General features: G+C 59.7%; 16 protein-coding genes. 6 read left to right on the top strand and 10 right to left on the bottom strand.

Features of this window, described 5'->3' with window-relative positions; genetic code table 11:
• Nucleotides 1-4: 4 nt before the first annotated feature.
• Together QSV77_RS18360 and QSV77_RS18355 are read left to right on the top strand one after the other, a co-directional pair.
• A complete protein-coding gene (locus QSV77_RS18360) occupies nt 5-889 on the top strand; it encodes an ABC transporter permease subunit (protein ID WP_142843193.1) in 885 nt (294 codons plus the stop codon).
• 34 nt (nt 890-923) lie between these two features.
• Nucleotides 924-2,048, top strand: a complete 1,125-nt coding sequence (locus QSV77_RS18355) for a sn-glycerol-3-phosphate import ATP-binding protein UgpC (RefSeq protein ID WP_302734568.1) — start codon at nt 924-926, stop codon at nt 2,046-2,048.
• 18 nt (nt 2,049-2,066) lie between these two features.
• Here the strand turns inward: QSV77_RS18355 and QSV77_RS18350 are convergent, their stop codons facing one another.
• The 7 genes from QSV77_RS18350 to QSV77_RS18320 all read right to left on the bottom strand — a co-directional run bounded on the left by QSV77_RS18350 (nt 2,067) and on the right by QSV77_RS18320 (nt 10,284).
• A complete protein-coding gene (locus QSV77_RS18350; RefSeq protein WP_302734567.1) occupies nt 2,067-2,894 on the bottom strand; it encodes a carbohydrate ABC transporter permease in 828 nt (275 codons plus the stop codon).
• Nucleotides 2,891-3,775, bottom strand: coding sequence for a carbohydrate ABC transporter permease (locus tag QSV77_RS18345; protein ID WP_302734566.1), 885 nt, complete (start codon nt 3,773-3,775; stop codon nt 2,891-2,893). The genes QSV77_RS18350 and QSV77_RS18345 overlap by 4 nt, the downstream gene beginning before the upstream one ends.
• 69 nt (nt 3,776-3,844) lie before the next feature.
• Nucleotides 3,845-5,119, bottom strand: a complete 1,275-nt coding sequence (locus QSV77_RS18340; protein WP_302734565.1) for an extracellular solute-binding protein — start codon at nt 5,117-5,119, stop codon at nt 3,845-3,847.
• A gap of 72 nt (nt 5,120-5,191) precedes the next feature.
• Nucleotides 5,192-6,265 (bottom strand): ABC transporter ATP-binding protein, encoded by a 1,074-nt coding sequence (locus QSV77_RS18335; protein ID WP_302734564.1) that lies wholly within the window; start codon nt 6,263-6,265, stop codon nt 5,192-5,194.
• A 7-nt stretch (nt 6,266-6,272) separates the two neighbouring features.
• Nucleotides 6,273-7,784 carry an alpha-N-arabinofuranosidase gene (locus QSV77_RS18330; RefSeq protein ID WP_302734563.1) on the bottom strand — a complete coding sequence of 504 codons (1,512 nt, stop codon included), beginning with the start codon at nt 7,782-7,784 and terminating at the stop codon, nt 6,273-6,275.
• A 120-nt stretch (nt 7,785-7,904) separates the two neighbouring features.
• Entirely contained in the window at nt 7,905-8,834 is a 930-nt protein-coding gene (locus QSV77_RS18325; protein WP_142859464.1) for a transcriptional regulator, read from the bottom strand.
• A gap of 157 nt (nt 8,835-8,991) precedes the next feature.
• Entirely contained in the window at nt 8,992-10,284 is a 1,293-nt protein-coding gene (locus QSV77_RS18320) for an ABC transporter substrate-binding protein (RefSeq protein WP_142843205.1), read from the bottom strand.
• Between the two features lie 111 nt (nt 10,285-10,395).
• Here QSV77_RS18320 and QSV77_RS18315 point away from each other — a divergent pair, with 111 nt between their 5' ends.
• Genes QSV77_RS18315 through QSV77_RS18300 form a run of 4 tightly spaced genes read left to right on the top strand, consistent with a single transcriptional unit; the run spans nt 10,396 to nt 15,122 of the window.
• Nucleotides 10,396-11,460, top strand: coding sequence for a LacI family DNA-binding transcriptional regulator (locus QSV77_RS18315; protein WP_302734562.1), 1,065 nt, complete (start codon nt 10,396-10,398; stop codon nt 11,458-11,460).
• The gene (locus QSV77_RS18310; protein ID WP_302734561.1) at nt 11,453-13,330 is read left to right on the top strand and encodes a DUF2264 domain-containing protein; all 1,878 of its coding nucleotides are present in this window, start codon (nt 11,453-11,455) and stop codon (nt 13,328-13,330) included. The genes QSV77_RS18315 and QSV77_RS18310 overlap by 8 nt, the downstream gene beginning before the upstream one ends.
• Nucleotides 13,327-14,343, top strand: coding sequence for a hydroxyacid dehydrogenase (locus QSV77_RS18305; protein ID WP_302734559.1), 1,017 nt, complete (start codon nt 13,327-13,329; stop codon nt 14,341-14,343). The genes QSV77_RS18310 and QSV77_RS18305 overlap by 4 nt, the downstream gene beginning before the upstream one ends.
• Nucleotides 14,340-15,122 (top strand): sugar phosphate isomerase/epimerase, encoded by a 783-nt coding sequence (locus tag QSV77_RS18300; RefSeq protein WP_302734558.1) that lies wholly within the window; start codon nt 14,340-14,342, stop codon nt 15,120-15,122. Before QSV77_RS18305 ends, QSV77_RS18300 begins: the two co-directional genes overlap by 4 nt.
• 172 nt (nt 15,123-15,294) lie before the next feature.
• On the opposite strand, the gene QSV77_RS18295 is transcribed toward QSV77_RS18300, so the two are convergent.
• The 3 genes from QSV77_RS18295 to QSV77_RS18285 form a co-directional block, all read right to left on the bottom strand.
• Entirely contained in the window at nt 15,295-16,368 is a 1,074-nt protein-coding gene (locus tag QSV77_RS18295; RefSeq protein ID WP_302734557.1) for an ABC transporter ATP-binding protein, read from the bottom strand.
• Between the two features lie 77 nt (nt 16,369-16,445).
• The gene (locus tag QSV77_RS18290; RefSeq protein ID WP_065116512.1) at nt 16,446-17,321 is read right to left on the bottom strand and encodes a carbohydrate ABC transporter permease; all 876 of its coding nucleotides are present in this window, start codon (nt 17,319-17,321) and stop codon (nt 16,446-16,448) included.
• Nucleotides 17,314-18,192 carry a carbohydrate ABC transporter permease gene (locus tag QSV77_RS18285; protein WP_225245840.1) on the bottom strand — a complete coding sequence of 293 codons (879 nt, stop codon included), beginning with the start codon at nt 18,190-18,192 and terminating at the stop codon, nt 17,314-17,316. The genes QSV77_RS18290 and QSV77_RS18285 overlap by 8 nt, the downstream gene beginning before the upstream one ends.
• Nucleotides 18,193-18,234: the final 42 nt, after the last annotated feature.

Here is an 18,234-nt window from a genome sequence, read left to right as displayed (position 1 = left end):
GGCGATGATCCAGCGCACCCCCTATGCCGACGCCCTGACCTATATTCTGATGGTCGCCGGTTTCCTTCTGCTCATCGGCCCCTTCGTCGTCATCATCGCCGGAGCGAGCCAGACGATAACCCAGGTCAACAGCGTACCGTTCCACTTCATGCCGCAGGGCGAGTTTCTCGCCAATGCCGAGACAGCCTGGAAACGCGCCAATCTCGGCAATGCGCTGTGGAACAGCATGATCATGGCGACGCTCGTCACGATCGGCAAGGTGGCGCTTTCGGCGTTTACCGCCTTCGCCATCGTCTTCTTCCGCTCGCCGCTCAAACATCTGTTCTTCTGGACGGTGTTCATCACCCTCATGCTGCCGCTCGAAGTGCGCGTCGTGCCGACCTATTCGGTGGCGGCCGATCTTTTTCAGCCGTTCCGTTCCATTCTCGGCCTGTTCGGCATCGAGGTGACGGTGGAGTGGAACCTTCTCAACTCCTATGCTGGCCTCACCCTGCCGCTGGTCGCCACCGCCACCGGCACCTTCCTCTACCGGCAGTTCTTCATGACCATCCCGGACGAGCTGGCGGAGGCCGCGCGCATGGACGGCTCGGGCGCGATACGTTTCTTCGTGGAAATGCTCCTGCCATTGTCACGCACCAACATGGCGGCGCTCACCACCATCATGTTCGTTTATGCCTGGAACCAGTATCTCTGGCCGCTCCTGATGGTCACCGACCCTTCCTACAAGACGGTGATGATGTCGCTGCGGGCGCTGTTGCCCGCCGAAGACGGCACGCCGGACTGGAACGTCACGCTCGCCGGCTCGCTCATCATCATCACACCGCCGCTTCTCGTCGTGGCCTTCCTGCAACGCTGGTTCGTCCGCGGTCTCGTTTCGTCCGAGAAGTGACGGCGCGCGGTTTTCAACAACAAGGTTTCCCATCATGGCTCAGATCGATATCCGCCAGGTCCGCAAATCCTACGGCAAGACACCCACCCTGCATGGCGTGGATCTCTCTTTCGAATCCGGCGAATTCGTCGTTATCCTCGGCCCCTCGGGCTGCGGCAAATCCACGCTTCTGCGCATGATCGCCGGGCTGGAAGACATTACATCAGGTGAAATCGCCATTGGCGGGCGCGTCGTCAACAGGCTCGAGCCGCGTGAACGCGGCTGCGCCATGGTGTTCCAGAATTATGCGCTTTATCCGCATATGTCGGTCGCCAGCAATATCGGTTATGCGCTGAAAGTCGCCGGTGTCGCCAAGGCCGAGCGCCTGCGCCGCATCGAAGAAACCGCAAAGATCGTCGGCCTTACCGATTTTCTGGAACGCAAGCCGGCCGCCCTTTCCGGTGGCCAGCGCCAGCGCGTCGCCATGGCCCGCGCGATCATCCGCGAACCGCAGGTGTTCCTGTTCGACGAGCCGCTCTCCAACCTCGATGCCAAGCTGCGCGTCACCATGCGCGCCGAAATCCGCAAGCTGCACCAGCGCCTGTCCGCCACCTCCGTTTTCGTCACCCATGACCAGGTGGAGGCGATGACGCTGGCCGACCGGCTGGTGGTGATGAACAAGGGCAATGTCGAGCAAGTCGGCCATCCGCTCGATATCTATCATCGCCCGGCCACCACCTTCGTCGCATCCTTCATCGGCTCCCCGGCGATGAACCTGTTCACGACAAGGGTCGAAGTCGAATCGCCTTCAGTGATGCTGGGCGGCGCGGCGGTCAGGCTCTTCCCGGAGACGGGTCTCGAACTGCGCGGCCGCGACGTGACGGTGGGCATTCGCCCGGAACAGTGCCTTGTCAGCAAGGAAGAAGGCGCGGGCGTACCGGCGATCGTCGATTTCGTCGAAGAGCTCGGCTCCGGCCGCATCGTGCATGCCGAGATCGCCGGCGAAACCTTCTCCGCCGCAATCGGCGAAGACCTTTCGGTCAAACCCGGCCAGCGCATCCACCTCACCATGCCGCCTGCGCAGCTGCATTTCTTCGACCCGGCCACCGGCAAGCGGATCGAAACGGAAGGAGCAGCCGAGGCCAATAACGTCGGCAAGGAGGCATTGCTGGCGGTCTAAAAGACAAGGCCTTTCGGCTTACCCCTTCACGCCTGACGAAATCATGATGGCCTCCGTCACGCGGCGCTGGAAGATGACGTAAGCGATGATGACCGGTAGTGCTGCCAGCATCGCAACGGCCATCAGGCGGGCATAAGCGACACCGAAGGCGTCGTTGACCTGGGTGATGCCAACGGGGATCGTCATCATGTTTTCCGAGGTGACGACGAGGAATGGCCAGAAGAAGGCGTTCCACACCGAAATGAAGGTCACGATCGCCATGGCGGTCGTGATCCCCCAGTTGAGCGGCAGATAGACCCGGAACAGGATCGTGTATTCGCCGCCGCCATCCAGCACCACGGCTTCGCGCATCTCCTTCGGCACGCTGTCGAAGAACTGCTTGTAGACGATGATGACGATGGGGGTGATGAGCTGCGGCAGGATGATGCCGGCCCAGGTGTTGATGAGGTTGAGGTTCTTCATCAGGATGAATTGCGTGACGACAAGCGTCTGCGCCGGCACCATGAAACTTGCCAGCACGATGCCATAGAGCAGCCGCCGTCCCGGAAAGCGGATCTGCGACAGCGCATAGGCGCACAGCATCGAAATGAACAGGACGGAGACCGTGACGATGACGGCGGTGCCTATGGAATTGACATACCAGGTCAGCAGCCGCGTGTTGAAGATGGCGTTCACATAGGCGCCCAGCTGGAACTCATCCGGCAGCAGCGATGTGTTGCCGGCAACATTTTCATCAGAGCGAAGCGACGTGACGAAACTCCAGTAGAGCGGAAAAATCCACACCAGCGCCGCCGAAAAGGTCAAAAAGGTGAGAACGATATTCTCAAGTTTTCGGGTCGGGCTCATGAGTTCCTCCGGATGCGCAGCAGCTGGAACTGAAGAACGGAAACGATGACGATCAGCAGGAAAAGCACGGTCGCAACGGCCGAGGCGTAACCGCCATTGTTCATCTGGAAGGCCTCCCGGTAAACCTTGAGGAGAAGCACGAAGCTGGAATTGAACGGGCCGCCGCCGCTCAGAAGATAGATCTGGTCGAATATCTTCAGCTGCAGGATCAGTTGCAGCGTCAGGACAAGGGCTGTCACGGGCCACAGAAGCGGCCAGGTGACGCGGCGGAAACGTTGCCAGGTCGTCGCGCCATCCAGCGCCGCCGCTTCATAAAGCTCGGCCGGAATATTGCGCAGGCCGGCAATGAACAGCAGCACGTTAAAACCGTTCGTCCACCAGATGGTGACAACAGCGACCATCGGCATCACCCAATAGGGGTTCTTGAAGACGGCAACCGGCTTGCCCGCCAGCAGCGAAATGACCGGCTGGAGAACACCGAATTGCAGATCGAGCATCCACGCCCAGATTTCCGTGACGACCGAAACCGGCAGCACGTAAGGCAGGAAAAACAGGCTCATGGCGATCGTCTGCCCGACGCCCTTCAGCCGGCTGACGGCGAGTGAAATCATCAGCGCGATGATGGTGGTCGGCACCACGGTCAAGAGGACGAAATAACCGTTGTTCTTCAGCGAGGTGACAAACAGCCGGTCGCCCAGCAGTTTCGCGTAGTTTTCAAACCCGATCCAGTTTCCCTCCCCGATCAGCGGCGCATCGGTAAAGCTGATGCGCACCATCTCGATCAGCGGATAAAGGAAGAAGGTGGCGAAGACGACGATGAATGGCGTCACCATCGACAGCGCGATCAGCGACTTCTTCCGCCGGTTTTCAATCATTGCCATGGAATGCCTCCGGGCCTCTGCGCATTGCGCGATGCCCTCCAGCCATTGGGACCGGAGGGCAGGCGTGGATTATTTGAGTTTGCCCTGAAGTTCGGACTGGATCTGCTCGACTGCTTCCGCGCTGCCGACAAAACCCTGGATGGCCGGTGCGATGACGTTGAGTGCCGCGTCATAGGCCGGAGAGGCAACCCCGGTAATCGTGGTCTTGGGGTCAAACACCGCCGCCTCCGCCAGCGTGGCATAGGTGGCGTTGGGCTGCATGGCCTTATATTCGGGGCTTTCGGTGATCGATTTATAGGCTGGAATATGTCCGGCATCGGCCCAGCTGATGGCGTGTTTTTCCATCCAGCCGATCACCGTCATGACGGCGGCGCGTTTTTCGCCGGAAACGGTCTTGTCGCCTTCATTGGGGATGGCAAAAGCGTGGGAATCCGCCCAGGTGGCGCGTTTGCCCATCAAAGGCGGCACTTCCACCGCACTCCATTTGAAACCGAGCTTGCCGTTCTTTTCCAGATCCTTGTAAGTCGGCACTTCCCAGACGCCATTCAGCTGGAAAGCGGATTTACCGGCGGAAAACAGCGCCACCGAGGCCTCATATTCCGCCTGTTCCGGCGCCCAGCCGTTTTCCCGCCATCTGGACATTGTGTCGATGGCTTTGGCGGCCTTTTCGGCATTGTCGCCGGCCAGAACCTCCTTGCCGGTGACGAGTTCGCCACCCTGCTGCGACAGCAGCGTGTAGAACACCCGCCACACCCCGCCTTCACCGCCCGACTGATAGGTGATCGGCGTCTCAACGCCATTTTCCTTCGCCCAGACGAGCGCCTTTTCGAAATCCTCGATCGTCTTTATGCCGGTCAGCTTGCCTTCGGCATCGAGATAGGGAGAGCCCTTCAGAAGATCGGCGTTGTAATAAAGGACAAGCGCGTGAATATCGAACGGCACGGCATAAAGCTTGCCATCCTGGGTGGCCGCCTCCACCGGCGCGCTGAAGAAGTCTTCCGTCTTCAGCCCGGCATCCTCAAGATCCTTCGCGGTGATTTCGCTCAGCACTTTTTCTTCAAGGCCAAGCGGCGCGCGCGACAGGTGATAGGTCATGATATCCGGCCCAGAACCCACCGCAGAGGCCGTTCTGACCTTGGTGTAAAAGGGAACGCCCCATTCCAGCGTCGTGCCCTTGATCTGGATATCGGGATGTTCCTTGTTGAAGGCCTCGATCAGCGCTTTCATGCGCACGCCGTCACCACCGGCCAGAAAGTCCCACCAGATGATATCCTGCTTGGCAAGCGCCGGCATGGCGGTCAAACCCAGAACCGTGCCGATAAGCAATGTCTTGATCAATCGCATCGTCATTCCTCCCGTTTCTTGAAACACCCCGTCAGGGGATGGTTTGCTGCATCGAAAGGCGCCTCCTCGCGCCTATCGCAACCTTTTGCCGTCGCTGTCGAAAACCAGAACCCTGTCGGGCGAGGCGCTGAGCGAGACGGACCGGCCATCCAGCTGTTCGCGGGAGCCCTGCCGCTGCACGATAAGCTCCTTTCCCGCCCCGGTGCGGGTGTAGAGGTAAGACAGATCGCCAAGCTCCTCGGCTACCTCGACGATGACGGGCAAGACGCCCTCATCCGTGATCGCCAGATGTTCGGGCCTGATGCCGATCTCCAGCCGCTGGCCGGGCGACACCGGCTGCGCCAACCGCGCTTCGAGAGGCCGCTCGCCGCCTTCGAGCGCCAGCGTCACGCGGCCATCACGCTGTTCCACCACATCGGCCTGCAGGAAATTCATCGCCGGCGATCCGATAAAACCCGCCACGAAACGATTGTCGGGATCGTCATAAAGCGTCAGCGGCGCCCCCGCCTGCTGCACGATGCCGCCCTTCAGCACGAAAATCCTGTCGGCAAGCGTCATCGCCTCCACCTGATCATGCGTGACATAGATCATGGTCGCACCGAGCTTGCGGTGAAGCCGCGTCAGTTCCAGCCGCATCTGCACGCGCAACTCGGCGTCCAGATTGGACAGGGGTTCATCGAACAGGAACACCTTCGGCTGCCGCACGATGGCGCGGCCGATGGCCACACGCTGCCTCTGGCCGCCCGAAAGCTGGGAGGGCCTTTTGTGCAGATGCTCGTCAAGCTGCAGGATACGGGAGGCCTCACCCACCCTCTCATTCACCTCCGCCTTCGGCCGGCGGGCAAGCCGCAGGCTGAAAGCCATGTTCTCGAACACCGTCAGATGCGGATAGAGCGCATAATTCTGGAAGACCATCGCCACGCCGCGATCCGCCGGTTCGACCGCGGTGACATCGCGGTCGTCAATGGCGATGCGGCCGCCACTGGTCTCCTCAAGCCCGGCGATCATGCGCAACAGGGTGGATTTTCCGCAACCGGAAGGCCCCACGAACACCGCGAAGCTGCCGGTCGGGATTTCCATCGAGACGTCCCGGATCGCTGCGAACGATCCGAAGGACTTGGCGATATTGTTGAGACGGACACCCATCACCGCCTCACTGAACCTTCAGGCGCAGCACATGGTAGGACAGGGCCGGCACGGAGCCTTTGAGCGCCCCATCCTCGACAGCGACGCCACTGCCCGGCACCGGCACGACGCGGTCGGGCTGGTCGGGGCCGTTTCCAACCCGCAGGTCATATCCCGCCATCGCAAGATGCAGGCTAAGGGTGGCGGATGAGAATCCGGTGAGGCTGACATTGATCTCCGCCGCCTCGGTGAGATGGCGGTTGAGGACAAACAGCGTCACCACGCCCTCTTCCTCGCTGAAGACCCCGGCAACATCGAGATATTTGACGTCATCAGCCGCGTTGCAATCGTAGGTCGGGCAATCCACCGCGACATTCAGCGCAACGCCACGACCATAAAGCGAGGCGAACTGATAGGGGTAATAGATCGTCTGGCGCCAGGCCGGCCCGTTCTTTTCCGCCCGGATGGGGGCGATGACGTTGACGAGCTGTGCGATGCAGGCGATGCGCACCCGGTCCGAGCGGCGAATGAACTCATTCAGCAGACCGGCAACGAAAAGCGCATCCTCGAAATTATAGGTCTCTTCCAGCAGGGCCGGCGCTTCCGGCCAGTCCCAGCTCTTGATGCGTTTGCTGTCGTCTTCGCGGATGTGATACCAGACGTTCCATTCGTCAAAGCAGATGGAAACATCATTCTTGGCGCGCTTCTTGGCCTTCACATAATCGATGACGCCGGCAATCGTCTGGATATAACGGCCGGTCTCTTCGATCTTGCCGAAATAATTCAGCGTGTCGCGGCTGTTATTGCCGAAATATTTGTGCAGCGAGATATGATCGACATTCTCGTAGCATTCCTCCAGCACCTCGCGTTCCCATTCGGGATAGGTCGGCATGCCGTCATTCGAACTGCCGCAGACGATCGCTTCAATTGTCGGGTCGAAGCCCTTGAAAGCCTTGGCGGTTTCATTGGCGAGCCGGCCATATTCCACCGCCGTCTTGTGGCCGATCTGCCAGGGGCCGTCCATCTCGTTGCCGAGGCACCACATCTTCACGCCATGCGGTTGCTCGGTGCCGTGGCTGCGGCGCAGATCGCTAAGCTCGGTGCCACCTGGGAAATTCACATATTCAAGGAAGTTGCGGGCATCATCCAGACCACGGGAGCCAAGATTGACCGCAAGCATCATCTCGATGCCGGCCATAGAGGCCCAGTCTGCAAATTCATTGATGCCGATCTGGTTGGTTTCCTTCGACCGCCAGGCGAGGTCCAGACGAATAGGCCGCTTGTCGCGCGGGCCGATACCGTCTTCCCAGCGATAGGCCGAAACGAAATTGCCGCCGGGATAACGGATGGCGGGAATTTTCAGGTCCTGCACGAATTTCAGGACATCCTTGCGAAAGCCGTTCTCATCCGCCTGCGGATGGCCGGGCTCGTAAATCCCGCCATAGATCGCACGCCCCATATGTTCGATGAAGGCGGAATATAGGCGATCGTCGATACGCCCAATCCGGAAGTCCCGGTGGACTGAAACCCGCGCTTTCATAGGTTCTCCTCCCTGCGCATTTATATCATTAAATATGGTATAAACCATATTTGATAATATAGTTGCCGAGGGAATCCGCGCCTGTCAACCGCGAAAATCATACTTTTAAAATTTGAAGGCTCAGTCTGCCGTGCGCAGGCGCAGGACGATGTCCTGATCGTAATTTCCGAAACCCCGGCCGAAGATATTCAACCCGCCTGGATGTTTCGCATCAGCCTTGACCTCGATGCGCAGGCGGATGGAACGATGGCTCACCAGATCGATATCCGCCAGCGTCACATCCGAAATGCGGGTGCCATCGACATAGGTTCCCTGCGCCGTGATGCGCCAGGTTTTGAGCATGCCATATTGGGAACCCGAGAGTTTCCACCAATCGGGCGTAAACACACCCCGCTTGTCCCCGAAGTCGCCCGGCGAGGTCCACACGCCGATCTCCCTGCCGTTGACGGATAGGGTTATGTCCGACGGCCAGTTGCTGTGCGTTCCCGGCACCTCGGAACTGACCTCCATCGAAAACTCGATTTCCTCGACGTTTCGGCCCTGAATCTTGGCATTATTGGGGAATTGATATTCCACGAAGCCCGACGTCAACCACAAGAGCGCCGTCTTCATGCGATCAGGATCCATGAAGGTATCGGGCACATCCAGAAGCCCGATAATACCGTCAGGCGAACAGATGCCGCAGGGTGCCGTTACCGAACTCTGGGTGTAAAGACCAAGCGGCATGGCCACCGCAATGTAATTGGAGGCCGCCGGTGTCTCGGGTTTTCGGAAGGAAACGATGAGTTCGTCGCAGGTGGCAAAGCAGATTTTCTGGCTGCCTTTGCGCGCCTTGCGCGTCTCGGTTCGCAGCAGCCCCGCCTCTTCAAGAACGGCCACGCCGGCGGATACCGTGGACTGAGGCAGGTCCAGCCGCTGCGCGATCTCGTTGACATTCAGACCGCTCGTCTCGTGCAGCAGCTTCAATATCTGCACGCGGATCAAAGATGCGGCCGCTTTCAGGACATCGAACTCTTTTTCAGCATCAACCAGGAGGAAATTGGGGGCCATTCTCTAATCTTCAGATTTATCGATCCAGATCAGGATTTCTGGCTTAAATACCCTGTACTTGTCCAGTGTTGTTTATCGTTCGGGCATATCCGAAGGTTAAAGACATGAAAAAGGCATCGTCACGCAGCTTTGGCCACGTGGCGATGCCCCTTTGTCGTCAACCGCGCTTGCGCAGGGTCCGCGTGCCGGTGTCGACAAGATTCTGCGCCGCTTCATCCACGCTGGCGCGACCGAAGGCGAGCGAATCGGCAATCGGACGCATCACGCCGCGGTCGAACTCATTGGCGCCGATGGGGGCGGGCTCCGGATAGGGATCGAGTTTGCCGGACAGGCTCTCGATATAATCCACCGTCTTGCGTTCGGTCTCGTTGAGGCTTGGCAACACCGCCTCACGCACCTTCTTTGCCGGCGGCACGCCGCGCTCGACACCCAGCACCTTGCCGGCATCGAGATCATTGACGAAGAAGTTGATAAACTTCGCCGCCGCTTCCGGATTGGTGGAGGTGGACGAAATGCACCAGATGAGCCCCGGCCGGTAATAATGCCCGGTCGGCTTGCCAGCCCCCTCACCCGGCAGCATGCCGATGGACAGCGTCTTCTTGTTCAGCGCCTGATAACCCACTAGCTGGTTGGAATAGGCAAAACCGATGGCAGAATTGCCAAGCGTCAAGGCGTTGGATTCGATGGTGTTGTCATCACGCGTCTGGATATCGGCGGAAACGCAGAGCTTGTCCTCGCGCAGCTTCTCCCAATAGGCGAACCATTCCTTGGCGTCTTCCTTGTTGAAGCCGATGGTGCCATCCTGAAACAAAAGCTTGCCGCGCTGGCGAAGCCAGACATCGAAGACATAGTGGTAACGCGCACCATAGGGCACCGCCCAGTAATTGCGCCGCGCCGGGCCGTTCTTCTTGAAATCGCGCGCCAGTTCCGCAAGCGCCGTCCAGGTGATCTGCCCTTCCGGCATGGAAACGCCGGCTTCCTTCATCGCTTCGGCATCATACATCATGCAGAAGGAGTTAAGACCGAGACCGACGCCGTAAAGCTTGCCGTCAATGCGGCAAAGATCGATCTCGCTCTTGCCGAAGCTGGAAAGATCAAGCGCCGAGCCGACGAACTTGTCCAGTTCCATGCAGGCGCCACGACCGGAATAATCGGCGATGGTGGATGGTTCCAGCTGGAAGATATCGGCGACATTGCGTCCGGCCATCGAGGTCGCAAGCTTGGTCCAGTAGTCGGAGCCGGCGATCATTTCGCCGCTGACCACCGTTTGCGGATCGGCCTTCTGGTAAAGGGCGATAACGTCATTGGTGCGTTTGTTGCGATCGGCTGATCCCCACCACACGCAACGAAGCCGGGTCTCGGCCGCCAGCGCGCGGAAACCGCCCGCCGCAACCCCAAGACCGGCCAGCGCCGCCGTCACCAAAAATCCACGTCTGTCGATAGTTTGCATCTGCTCCTCCCGCGTTTTGCAAATTTTTCACTGACTACTTAATTCTTGCAAATTTTCTGTATTTGCAATATTTGCATCATAATAGATTTTTTTGCAAGCGCAGGAGACGACATGAACGATACGCCCGACATCAGCCGCCCGCGCCAGTCGGATATCGCCCAGCGCGCCGGTGTTTCCATCAGCACCGTCTCTCGTGTTCTCGCCGGGGAAAAAGGCATCAGCGCTTCGATCCAGACAAAGGTTCTGGGGGTTGCGGCGGAACTTGGCTATCCGCTGCGGCCGGTCACCAGCCAGACCGGCGGCGTGCCGCTGGAAGGCAAAAAGGTTCTCGCCTTGATGTCCGCCGAAAGGGCAACCGGCGATATCGGCGCTTTTTATCACGATATTTTCGACATGCTGCGCAGCCTCGCCCAGACGGACGGGTTTGAACTCGATATCCGGCTGCTGCACCAGAAACAGGTGGATGACGCGCTGACACAGCGGGTCTGCGAGGCGGACGGTCTTCTTGCCATCGGCCTCGACCCTGAAGAGGAGATCATCCACCGCATCACGCAGGGTGTGCTGCAGCCGGTTCTGGTCAACAGCGCCGACCCCTCGATGACGCTGGATTGTGTTTCGCCCTCCAATTTTTACGGCGGTGCGATGGCGGCGCGGCGGCTTCTGGAACTCGGCCACCGCAAGGTCGCCTATATCGGCCCGCACCACCGCCACACCATACGCGAGCGCATGCGCGGCTTCCGCCACACCATCCTCGAACAGGAGGGAGCCATTTATGAGGAGTTCCTGCTGACGACGGTGGATAGCGGCTTTGGGCAGGCGGGCGACGCGGTTCGCCAGTTGTTGGCCAAGAACCCCGATCTGACTGGCATTTTCTGCATGAATGATGCGATTGCGCTCGGCGCGCTGGGGGCCGCGCAGGAGCTTGGCCTTGGCGTACCGGATGATCTTTCCATCATCGGCTTCGATGATCTGCCTTTTGCCGAACTCTCCACCCCTCGCCTCAGCACCATCCGCGTCGACCGCCGCGAAATTGCCCGCGAGGCCGTGGAACTGATGCGCCGCCGGCTGACGGAACCTTCCGCCAATGCCCGGCAGGTGCAGCTGGGCGTGCAGCTGGTGGAAGGACAGACCGCCGGACAGGCGAAAAAGACGGGAAAGGCGATACGTAATGCATGATGCGGCAAACAATGATCCGATGGCCCGTTTTAATCCGCTCTATGGTAATCCGCTCAGAACCCGCGCCGATGTCAGGAAGGCGCTGGATGATAGTTTCGCACCGCTTCTGCCCTATTTTTCGCAAAGCGGCGCAAGGGTGACACTCAGCGGCACTGCCGCGCATTTTGACCGGGCAGCGGCCGATCTGGAAGGGTTTGCCCGGCCGCTCTGGGGCATCGCCCCGCTGGCGCTCAGCGGCGACAGCTTCGAGCATTGGCCGCTTCTGGCAAAAGGCATCGCCAACGGCACCGATCCCGCCCATCCCGATTATTGGGGCGACGTGCGCCAGAAGGATCAGCGGCTGGTCGAACTTGCGGCTCTGGGCTTCGCGCTGCGGCTTGCGCCACAACATCTTTGGGAACCCCTCTCCGACGCGCAGAAAGACAATGTCCGCCGCTATCTGCTGACGGCGCGCGAGCGCAATTATGCCGATAATAACTGGAAGTTCTTCCGGGTGATGGTCGACATGGCGCTCGATCATCTCGGCATAGATTTCGACCGCAGCCTGACGGAAACTTTCAAGGCGGAGCTGGACGGCTTCTACATTGCCGACGGCTGGTATCGGGACGGCGATTATCGCCGCATCGACCACTATATCGCCTTCGCCATGCATTTTTACGGCCTGATCTACGCGAAACTCAGCAAGCCTGACGATGCTTACGCCGAACGTTACCGTGAACGCGCCCGCCTGTTTGCCGGCGATTTTGCCAGCTGGTTCGATGAGGATGGCGGGGCGCTCGCCTTCGGCCGGTCCATGACCTATCGTTTCGCCTGCGGCGGCTTCTGGGCCGGCCTTGCCTTTGCCGATGAAGAGGCCCTGCCCTGGGGCGAGATCAAGGGGCTTTATCTGCAGCATCTGCGCTGGTGGGCGCAAAAGCCGATCGCCGACCGCGACGGCGTTCTCTCCATCGGTTACGCCTATCCGCAGCTGACCATGTCGGAAAGTTACAATTCGGCCGGTTCGCCCTATTGGGCCTTCAAGGCCTTCCTGCCGCTCGCGCTGCCGGAAAGCCACCCCTTCTGGCAGGCGGAAGAAAAGCTGCCCGAAACCTCCACCAAACCACGGCCGCTCATTCATCCCGGCATGGTGATGATGCGGACCAAAGGCAACGTCACGGCACTTTCCAGCGGGCAGGAAACCCTCTCCATGCGCGGCGGATCGGAGAAATATGCCAAATTCGCCTATTCCTCCCGTTATGGTTTTGGTGTGGAGGTGGATGAGCGCGGCTTCAAGACCAATGGTTTTGACAATATGCTGGCCTTCTCTGACGACGGCCTGCATTACCGCGTGCGCGAAACCAACGAAAAGGTTCTGCTGGCCGGGGACAATCTGCGGGCCACATGGAAACCCTTCCCCGATGTCGCGGTTGAAACGACGCTGGTTGCCGCCGGCGACTGGCACATCCGGCTGCATCGGATCACCAGCGCCAGGCCACTTTCCGTCACCGAGGGCGGCTTCGCCATCAATCGCAACGACGGCGACAGCGATGCCGTAACCGAGACAGCCGGCCATGCATCGGCGGATTGCGGCACCGACATTTCCGCGATCATCGATCTCGGCTCCGTCATACCCCGTCAGGGCATCGCACTGAAGGCGCTGCCCAATACCAATCTCATCAATGCCAAAACCACGGTGCCGCAATTGCGCGGGGACATTCCAGCTGGCGAAACTCTGCTTGCCTGCGCCGTCTTTGTGGGGCTGACCGGGCCAGAAAGCAAAAAAGCCCTGGCAGCTGTTCCAGCGCTCCCGGATATCAAGGCGCTCGACCGCCTGTTTGCAGAGCACGGCGTCCCGGTCAGCAGCATGGCGGCGACGGGAGAGCCACGATGACGAGCCCGCTTCCGCGTCTCAGCCTTGCCATGGACCCGGAGCGGACGCAGCATGTGCTGACACCACAGGCGCTCGACAGGCTGTCGCAGAGCGTCGATATCATCGATATCAGCCGGATCCGCGACTTTCACGATCCATCGGTAAAAGACCAGCTGGAACGGACGGATATTCTCCTGACCGGCTGGGGCTGTCCCGATATCGGCGCGCGGGAACTGGCGTTGATGCCAAAGCTCAAACTGATTTCCCATGCCGCCGGCACGGTGAAATATTTCCTCTCGCAGGCGGTCTTTGAACGCGGCATCACCGTGTGCAGCGCGGCGGAAGCCAATGCGCAGCCGGTCGCCGAATTTACGCAGGCGATGATCCTGCTTGCCGGCAAGCGCGTATTCAGCTTCCGACGGCTTTATGGAAACGATCGCGGGCGGGAAAACGTCGATCACCTGCAATCGCAGGCCATCGGCAATCTCGGCCTGACGGTCGGGGTGGTCGGCGCGTCGCGCATCGGGCGTCGGGTCATCAATCTGCTGAAACCCTTCGATCTCGACATCATCCTTTTCGACCCGTTTTTAAGCGCAGCAGAGGCGGAGCGCCTTGGCGTGCGGCTGGTATCGCTTGATGCGCTGATGGCAATCAGCGACGTCATTTCGCTGCATGCGCCGTCGCTGCCGCAGACCCGGCATATGATAGGCGCGGAAGCGCTTGCCCGGATGAAGGACGGCGCAACCCTGATCAACACGGCGCGCGGTGCGCTCGTCGATGAAGAGGCGCTGCTGGCGGAACTGAAAAACGGGCGTATCGAAGCCGTCATCGATGTGACCGATCCGGAAGTGCCTCCGCCGGACTCTGCCTTCTACAGCCTCCCCAACGTCTTCCTGACACCGCACATCGCCGGCGCCGTAGGCCTCGAACGCGCCAGGCTAGGGGACATGGCAATCGCGGAAATCGAACGCTTTTGCCAGGGCGCGGCACTTGAACAACAGGTGCGGCCGGAACATCTGGAACTGATCGCATGAGAATTTTCGAGCCGGGCCTCTGCTCCGTTACCTTCCGCTCCCTGACGCCGCTGGCTGTCATCGACCTTGCCGTCGCAAACGGCATCAAGGCAATCGAGTGGGGCGCGGATATCCATGTGCCGCCGGGCGATCTCGAAAACGCAAGGGATGTGGCCGAGCGGACCGCCAAAGCGGGCCTGACCGTCTCTTCCTACGGCTCTTACATCTTCGCGCCGGATTTTACGCGGGAAGATTTAACCGCTGTCCTCGAAACCGCCAGAGCGCTCGACACCGGCCATATCCGCATCTGGCCGGGCCAACGCAAACGGCCCTCCACCGACTACTCTCCCGCCGAGCGCCGCAGGGCCACCGAGGCGCTGGCAGAAATCGCCCGCCATGCGCAAGATTACGGCATGACGATCGGGCTGGAATATCACCCGAATTCACTGACGGACACCCTGCCCTCGGCCCTGCAACTGGCGCAGGATTTGGCCATGCCCAACCTCTTTTTCTACTGGCAGCCGGCACCCGGCCTGCCGCTCGAAAAGGCTCTCGCTGAAATATCGGAAATCGGCTCACGCATCTGCCATCTGCACGTCTTTGCATGGCTTGCCGACACCAGCCGTCTGCCGCTTGCCGACCGCGCCGATTATTGGCGGTCGTGTGTCGAGGCGTTACCGCAGAGCGAATGGACGAAACCGGCTTATGCGATGCTGGAATTCGTCAGGGGTGACGATGTCGGCCAGTTTGCGGAAGATGCGGTGACGCTAAGCGAGATCCTCGCCGGTCATACCGATTAGTGCACGATTGCAACCTCACACGCGACGTAATCCTCGGCCCTATGCCGGGGATCTAATCACGTTGAACAAATCAACACTTTGAAAATCCTCGGGACAGGCCCGAGGATGATAACGCAAGCTTTGCGAACTTCGTTAGCCGCCCTGTGGTGAGACAGCTCTCACCCACCCACTCTCATATCCGCCGCCCATCCGCCCCGAACAGATGGGTCTTGGCCAGATCGAATGCAAAGGGAATGGTCTCGCCGATGCGGATCTGGCGCTGGCCGTCCAGCAGCACGGTGGCCGGTTGGCCGTCCGGGGTGTTGGTGTAAACCACCGTCGAGCCGCCCAGATGTTCCACGAGCTGGATGGAAGCTTCGCCGAGCGAGGATTGCGCCTGCGGGTTGACGTGTTCGGGGCGCACGCCGAAGGTCAGCGGTTCGCCATCCTGCGCCGCAACCGGTTTTTCCAGCACGATGCGCTGGCCGGCCACCTCAATGGTGCGGTTGGAACTGTCGCCTGAAACCACTTTGGCGGAGAGGAAGTTCATCTTCGGCGAGCCGATGAAGCCGGCCACGAACTGGTTGGCGGGATTATTGTAAAGATCGAGCGGGCGGCCGACCTGCATGATGCGGCCGTCACGCAGCACGACGATCTTGTCGGCCATCGTCATGGCTTCCACCTGGTCATGCGTCACATAGATCATGGTGCTGCCGAGCGTCTGGTGCAGCTTGGCGATTTCGACGCGCATCTGCACGCGAAGTTCGGCGTCGAGGTTGGACAGAGGCTCATCGAAAAGGAAGATTTTCGGCTCGCGCACGATGGCCCGGCCGATGGCGACGCGTTGGCGCTGGCCGCCCGAAAGCGCCTTCGGCTTGCGCTGCAAAAGCGGGCCGATCTGAAGGATATCGGCGGCCTTCTGCACCCGCGCCTCGACTTCCGGTTTTTTGTAGCCCGCCGTTTCCAGCCCGAATGCGAGGTTCTTGTAGACACTCATATGCGGATAAAGCGCATAGGACTGGAAAACCATGGCGATGCCGCGTTTGGAGGCGGCTGTTTCGTTGACCCTTTCGCCATCAATGCGAAGATCACCCTCGGAGATTTCCTCCAGCCCGGCAATCATGCGCAAAAGCGTGGATTTGCCACAGCCCGAGGGGCCGACAAAAACGGTGAATTCACCCGGCTCGATCTTCAGATCGATGCCGTGAACGACCGGAAAAGCGCCGAACCGCTTGACGATTTTTTCCAGAGTAATGCTGCTTGCCATGCTGTTTCTCCCGACTGTCGCGCCGCGCCAAGGGCGGCCGCGACAGTGTTGATGGTCTTATAAAATATTTTCTCGGTTCAGCGTTTCATTCCCGTCGTGGCGATGCCTTCGATCAGCAGCCGCTGGAAAAACAGGAAGAACAGGAAGACCGGCACCAGTGACAGGTTGGACATGGCGAAAAGCGAGGTCCAGTCCGAGCTGCCGGTGGAATCCACGAAGGATCTGAGGCCGAGCTGCACGGTGTAGGTGTTGATGTCGTTCAGATAGATCAGCGGACCGAAGAAATCGTCCCAGGTCCAGATGAAGGAAAAGATGGCGGCCGTCGCCAGCACCGGCAGCGACAGGGGTAACATGATCTTCCAGTATATGCGGAAGGGCGAGCAGCCATCCATGACAGCCGCCTCGTCCAGTTCACGCGGGATACCGCGGAAGAACTGCACCATCAGGAAGATGAAAAAGGCATCCGTCGCCAGATATTTCGGCACGATCAGCGGCAGCGAGGTGTTCACCCAGCCCATTTCCAGAAACAGGATATATTGCGGGATGAGCACGACATGATAGGGCAACATCAAGGTGCCGAGCATCAGCGCGAACCAGAAATTGCGCCCACCGAACCGCAGCCTTGCAAAAGCGAAGGCGGTAAGCGAGCAGCCGACCACATTGCCGATGGTGGCGAGCACCGAGATGAAGAAGGAGTTCCAGAAGAACTGCCCGAAACTCACCTGCAGCCCGGTCCAGCCGCGGATATAACCGCCGATATCGACTGACGAGGGAATGAGCGAGGAAGAACCGAACAGCTCATCCTGCGGCCGGAACGAACCTGAAATCATCCACAGGATCGGATAGAGCATCGCAAAGGAAGCAATGATCAGCGCGGTGTGGAGCATCACCGATTTCAGCGGCGTGCGTTGCGGGCCTTGTCCGGGCCGAGGGGCGGTAACAGCGTCAGTCATCGTAATGCACCCAGTATTTCGCGCTGAGGAACGAGAAGGCCGTGAACAGCGAGATGATGATCACCAAAATCCAGGCAAGCGCCGAGGCGTAGCCCATGCGGAAGAAACCAAAGGCTTCCTGATAGAGGTAGAGCGTGTAGAACAGCGTCGAGTTGATCGGCCCGCCGGTGCCTTCGGAAATGATGAAGGCGGGCGTGAAGGCCTTGAAGGCATCGATCGTCTGGATCACGGCGTTGAAGAAGATCACCGGCGTCAGGAGCGGCAGGGTAATGCGAAAGAACTGCCGCACCTTGCTTGCACCGTCGATTTCGGCGGCTTCATACATATCCTGCGGGATTTGTCTCAGACCCGCGAGGAAGATGATCATCGGCGAACCAAACTGCCAGACCGACAGGATGACCAGCGTGTAGATCGAATAATCCGGATTGGAAATCCAGCTCGGTCCTTCATAACCGAAAGCCTGCCACAGGATCATGTTGACGAGGCCGTCAGAGGCGAAAAGCTGGCGCCAGAGCACGGCAATGGCCACGCTGGAACCCAGCAGCGACGGCAGATAGAAGATCGCCCGGTAAAGCGTCAAACCCTTGATGCCGCGATTGAAGGCGAGCGCCACCAGCAGGGCGAAGATGAGCTTCAGCGGCACGGACAGCAGCACATAGGTAAACGTCACCTGCATGGCCGCTGCAAATTTAGGGTCATCGGTGGCGATGCGCACATAGTTCGCTGCCCCCACCCAGTCCGGCGACTGCAACAGGTCATAATTGGTGAAAGACAGGTAAAGCGACGCGAGCGCCGGGCCCAGCGTCAGGCCGAAGAAGCCTATCAGCCAGGGCAGGAGAAACAGGTAGGCGTGAATATTGCGGTCGAACATCCGCTTCACGCTGCCCCGCTTCGGGAGAGCCGCGCCACGGCT

The organism is Agrobacterium sp. V1 (assembly GCF_030518355.1).
In the GTDB taxonomy this organism is placed as follows: Bacteria; Pseudomonadota; Alphaproteobacteria; order Rhizobiales; family Rhizobiaceae; genus Agrobacterium; species Agrobacterium cucumeris.
Note: the sequence above shows the minus strand (reverse complement) of the source record. Positions and strands in the feature narration are given on the sequence as shown.

What these genes read in the sequence shown, in the direction of transcription:
- QSV77_RS18360 (WP_142843193.1), top strand. Translation starts at nt 5, where the DNA reads ATGATCCAGCGCACCCCCTATGCCGACGCCCTGACCTATATTCTGATG.
- QSV77_RS18355 (WP_302734568.1), top strand. Translation starts at nt 924, where the DNA reads ATGGCTCAGATCGATATCCGCCAGGTCCGCAAATCCTACGGCAAGACA.
- QSV77_RS18350 (WP_302734567.1), bottom strand. Translation starts at nt 2,894, where the DNA reads ATGAGCCCGACCCGAAAACTTGAGAATATCGTTCTCACCTTTTTGACC.
- QSV77_RS18345 (WP_302734566.1), bottom strand. Translation starts at nt 3,775, where the DNA reads ATGGCAATGATTGAAAACCGGCGGAAGAAGTCGCTGATCGCGCTGTCG.
- QSV77_RS18340 (WP_302734565.1), bottom strand. Translation starts at nt 5,119, where the DNA reads ATGCGATTGATCAAGACATTGCTTATCGGCACGGTTCTGGGTTTGACC.
- QSV77_RS18335 (WP_302734564.1), bottom strand. Translation starts at nt 6,265, where the DNA reads ATGGGTGTCCGTCTCAACAATATCGCCAAGTCCTTCGGATCGTTCGCA.
- QSV77_RS18330 (WP_302734563.1), bottom strand. Translation starts at nt 7,784, where the DNA reads ATGAAAGCGCGGGTTTCAGTCCACCGGGACTTCCGGATTGGGCGTATC.
- QSV77_RS18325 (WP_142859464.1), bottom strand. Translation starts at nt 8,834, where the DNA reads ATGGCCCCCAATTTCCTCCTGGTTGATGCTGAAAAAGAGTTCGATGTC.
- QSV77_RS18320 (WP_142843205.1), bottom strand. Translation starts at nt 10,284, where the DNA reads ATGCAAACTATCGACAGACGTGGATTTTTGGTGACGGCGGCGCTGGCC.
- QSV77_RS18315 (WP_302734562.1), top strand. Translation starts at nt 10,396, where the DNA reads ATGAACGATACGCCCGACATCAGCCGCCCGCGCCAGTCGGATATCGCC.
- QSV77_RS18310 (WP_302734561.1), top strand. Translation starts at nt 11,453, where the DNA reads ATGCATGATGCGGCAAACAATGATCCGATGGCCCGTTTTAATCCGCTC.
- QSV77_RS18305 (WP_302734559.1), top strand. Translation starts at nt 13,327, where the DNA reads ATGACGAGCCCGCTTCCGCGTCTCAGCCTTGCCATGGACCCGGAGCGG.
- QSV77_RS18300 (WP_302734558.1), top strand. Translation starts at nt 14,340, where the DNA reads ATGAGAATTTTCGAGCCGGGCCTCTGCTCCGTTACCTTCCGCTCCCTG.
- QSV77_RS18295 (WP_302734557.1), bottom strand. Translation starts at nt 16,368, where the DNA reads ATGGCAAGCAGCATTACTCTGGAAAAAATCGTCAAGCGGTTCGGCGCT.
- QSV77_RS18290 (WP_065116512.1), bottom strand. Translation starts at nt 17,321, where the DNA reads ATGACTGACGCTGTTACCGCCCCTCGGCCCGGACAAGGCCCGCAACGC.
- QSV77_RS18285 (WP_225245840.1), bottom strand. Translation starts at nt 18,192, where the DNA reads ATGTTCGACCGCAATATTCACGCCTACCTGTTTCTCCTGCCCTGGCTG.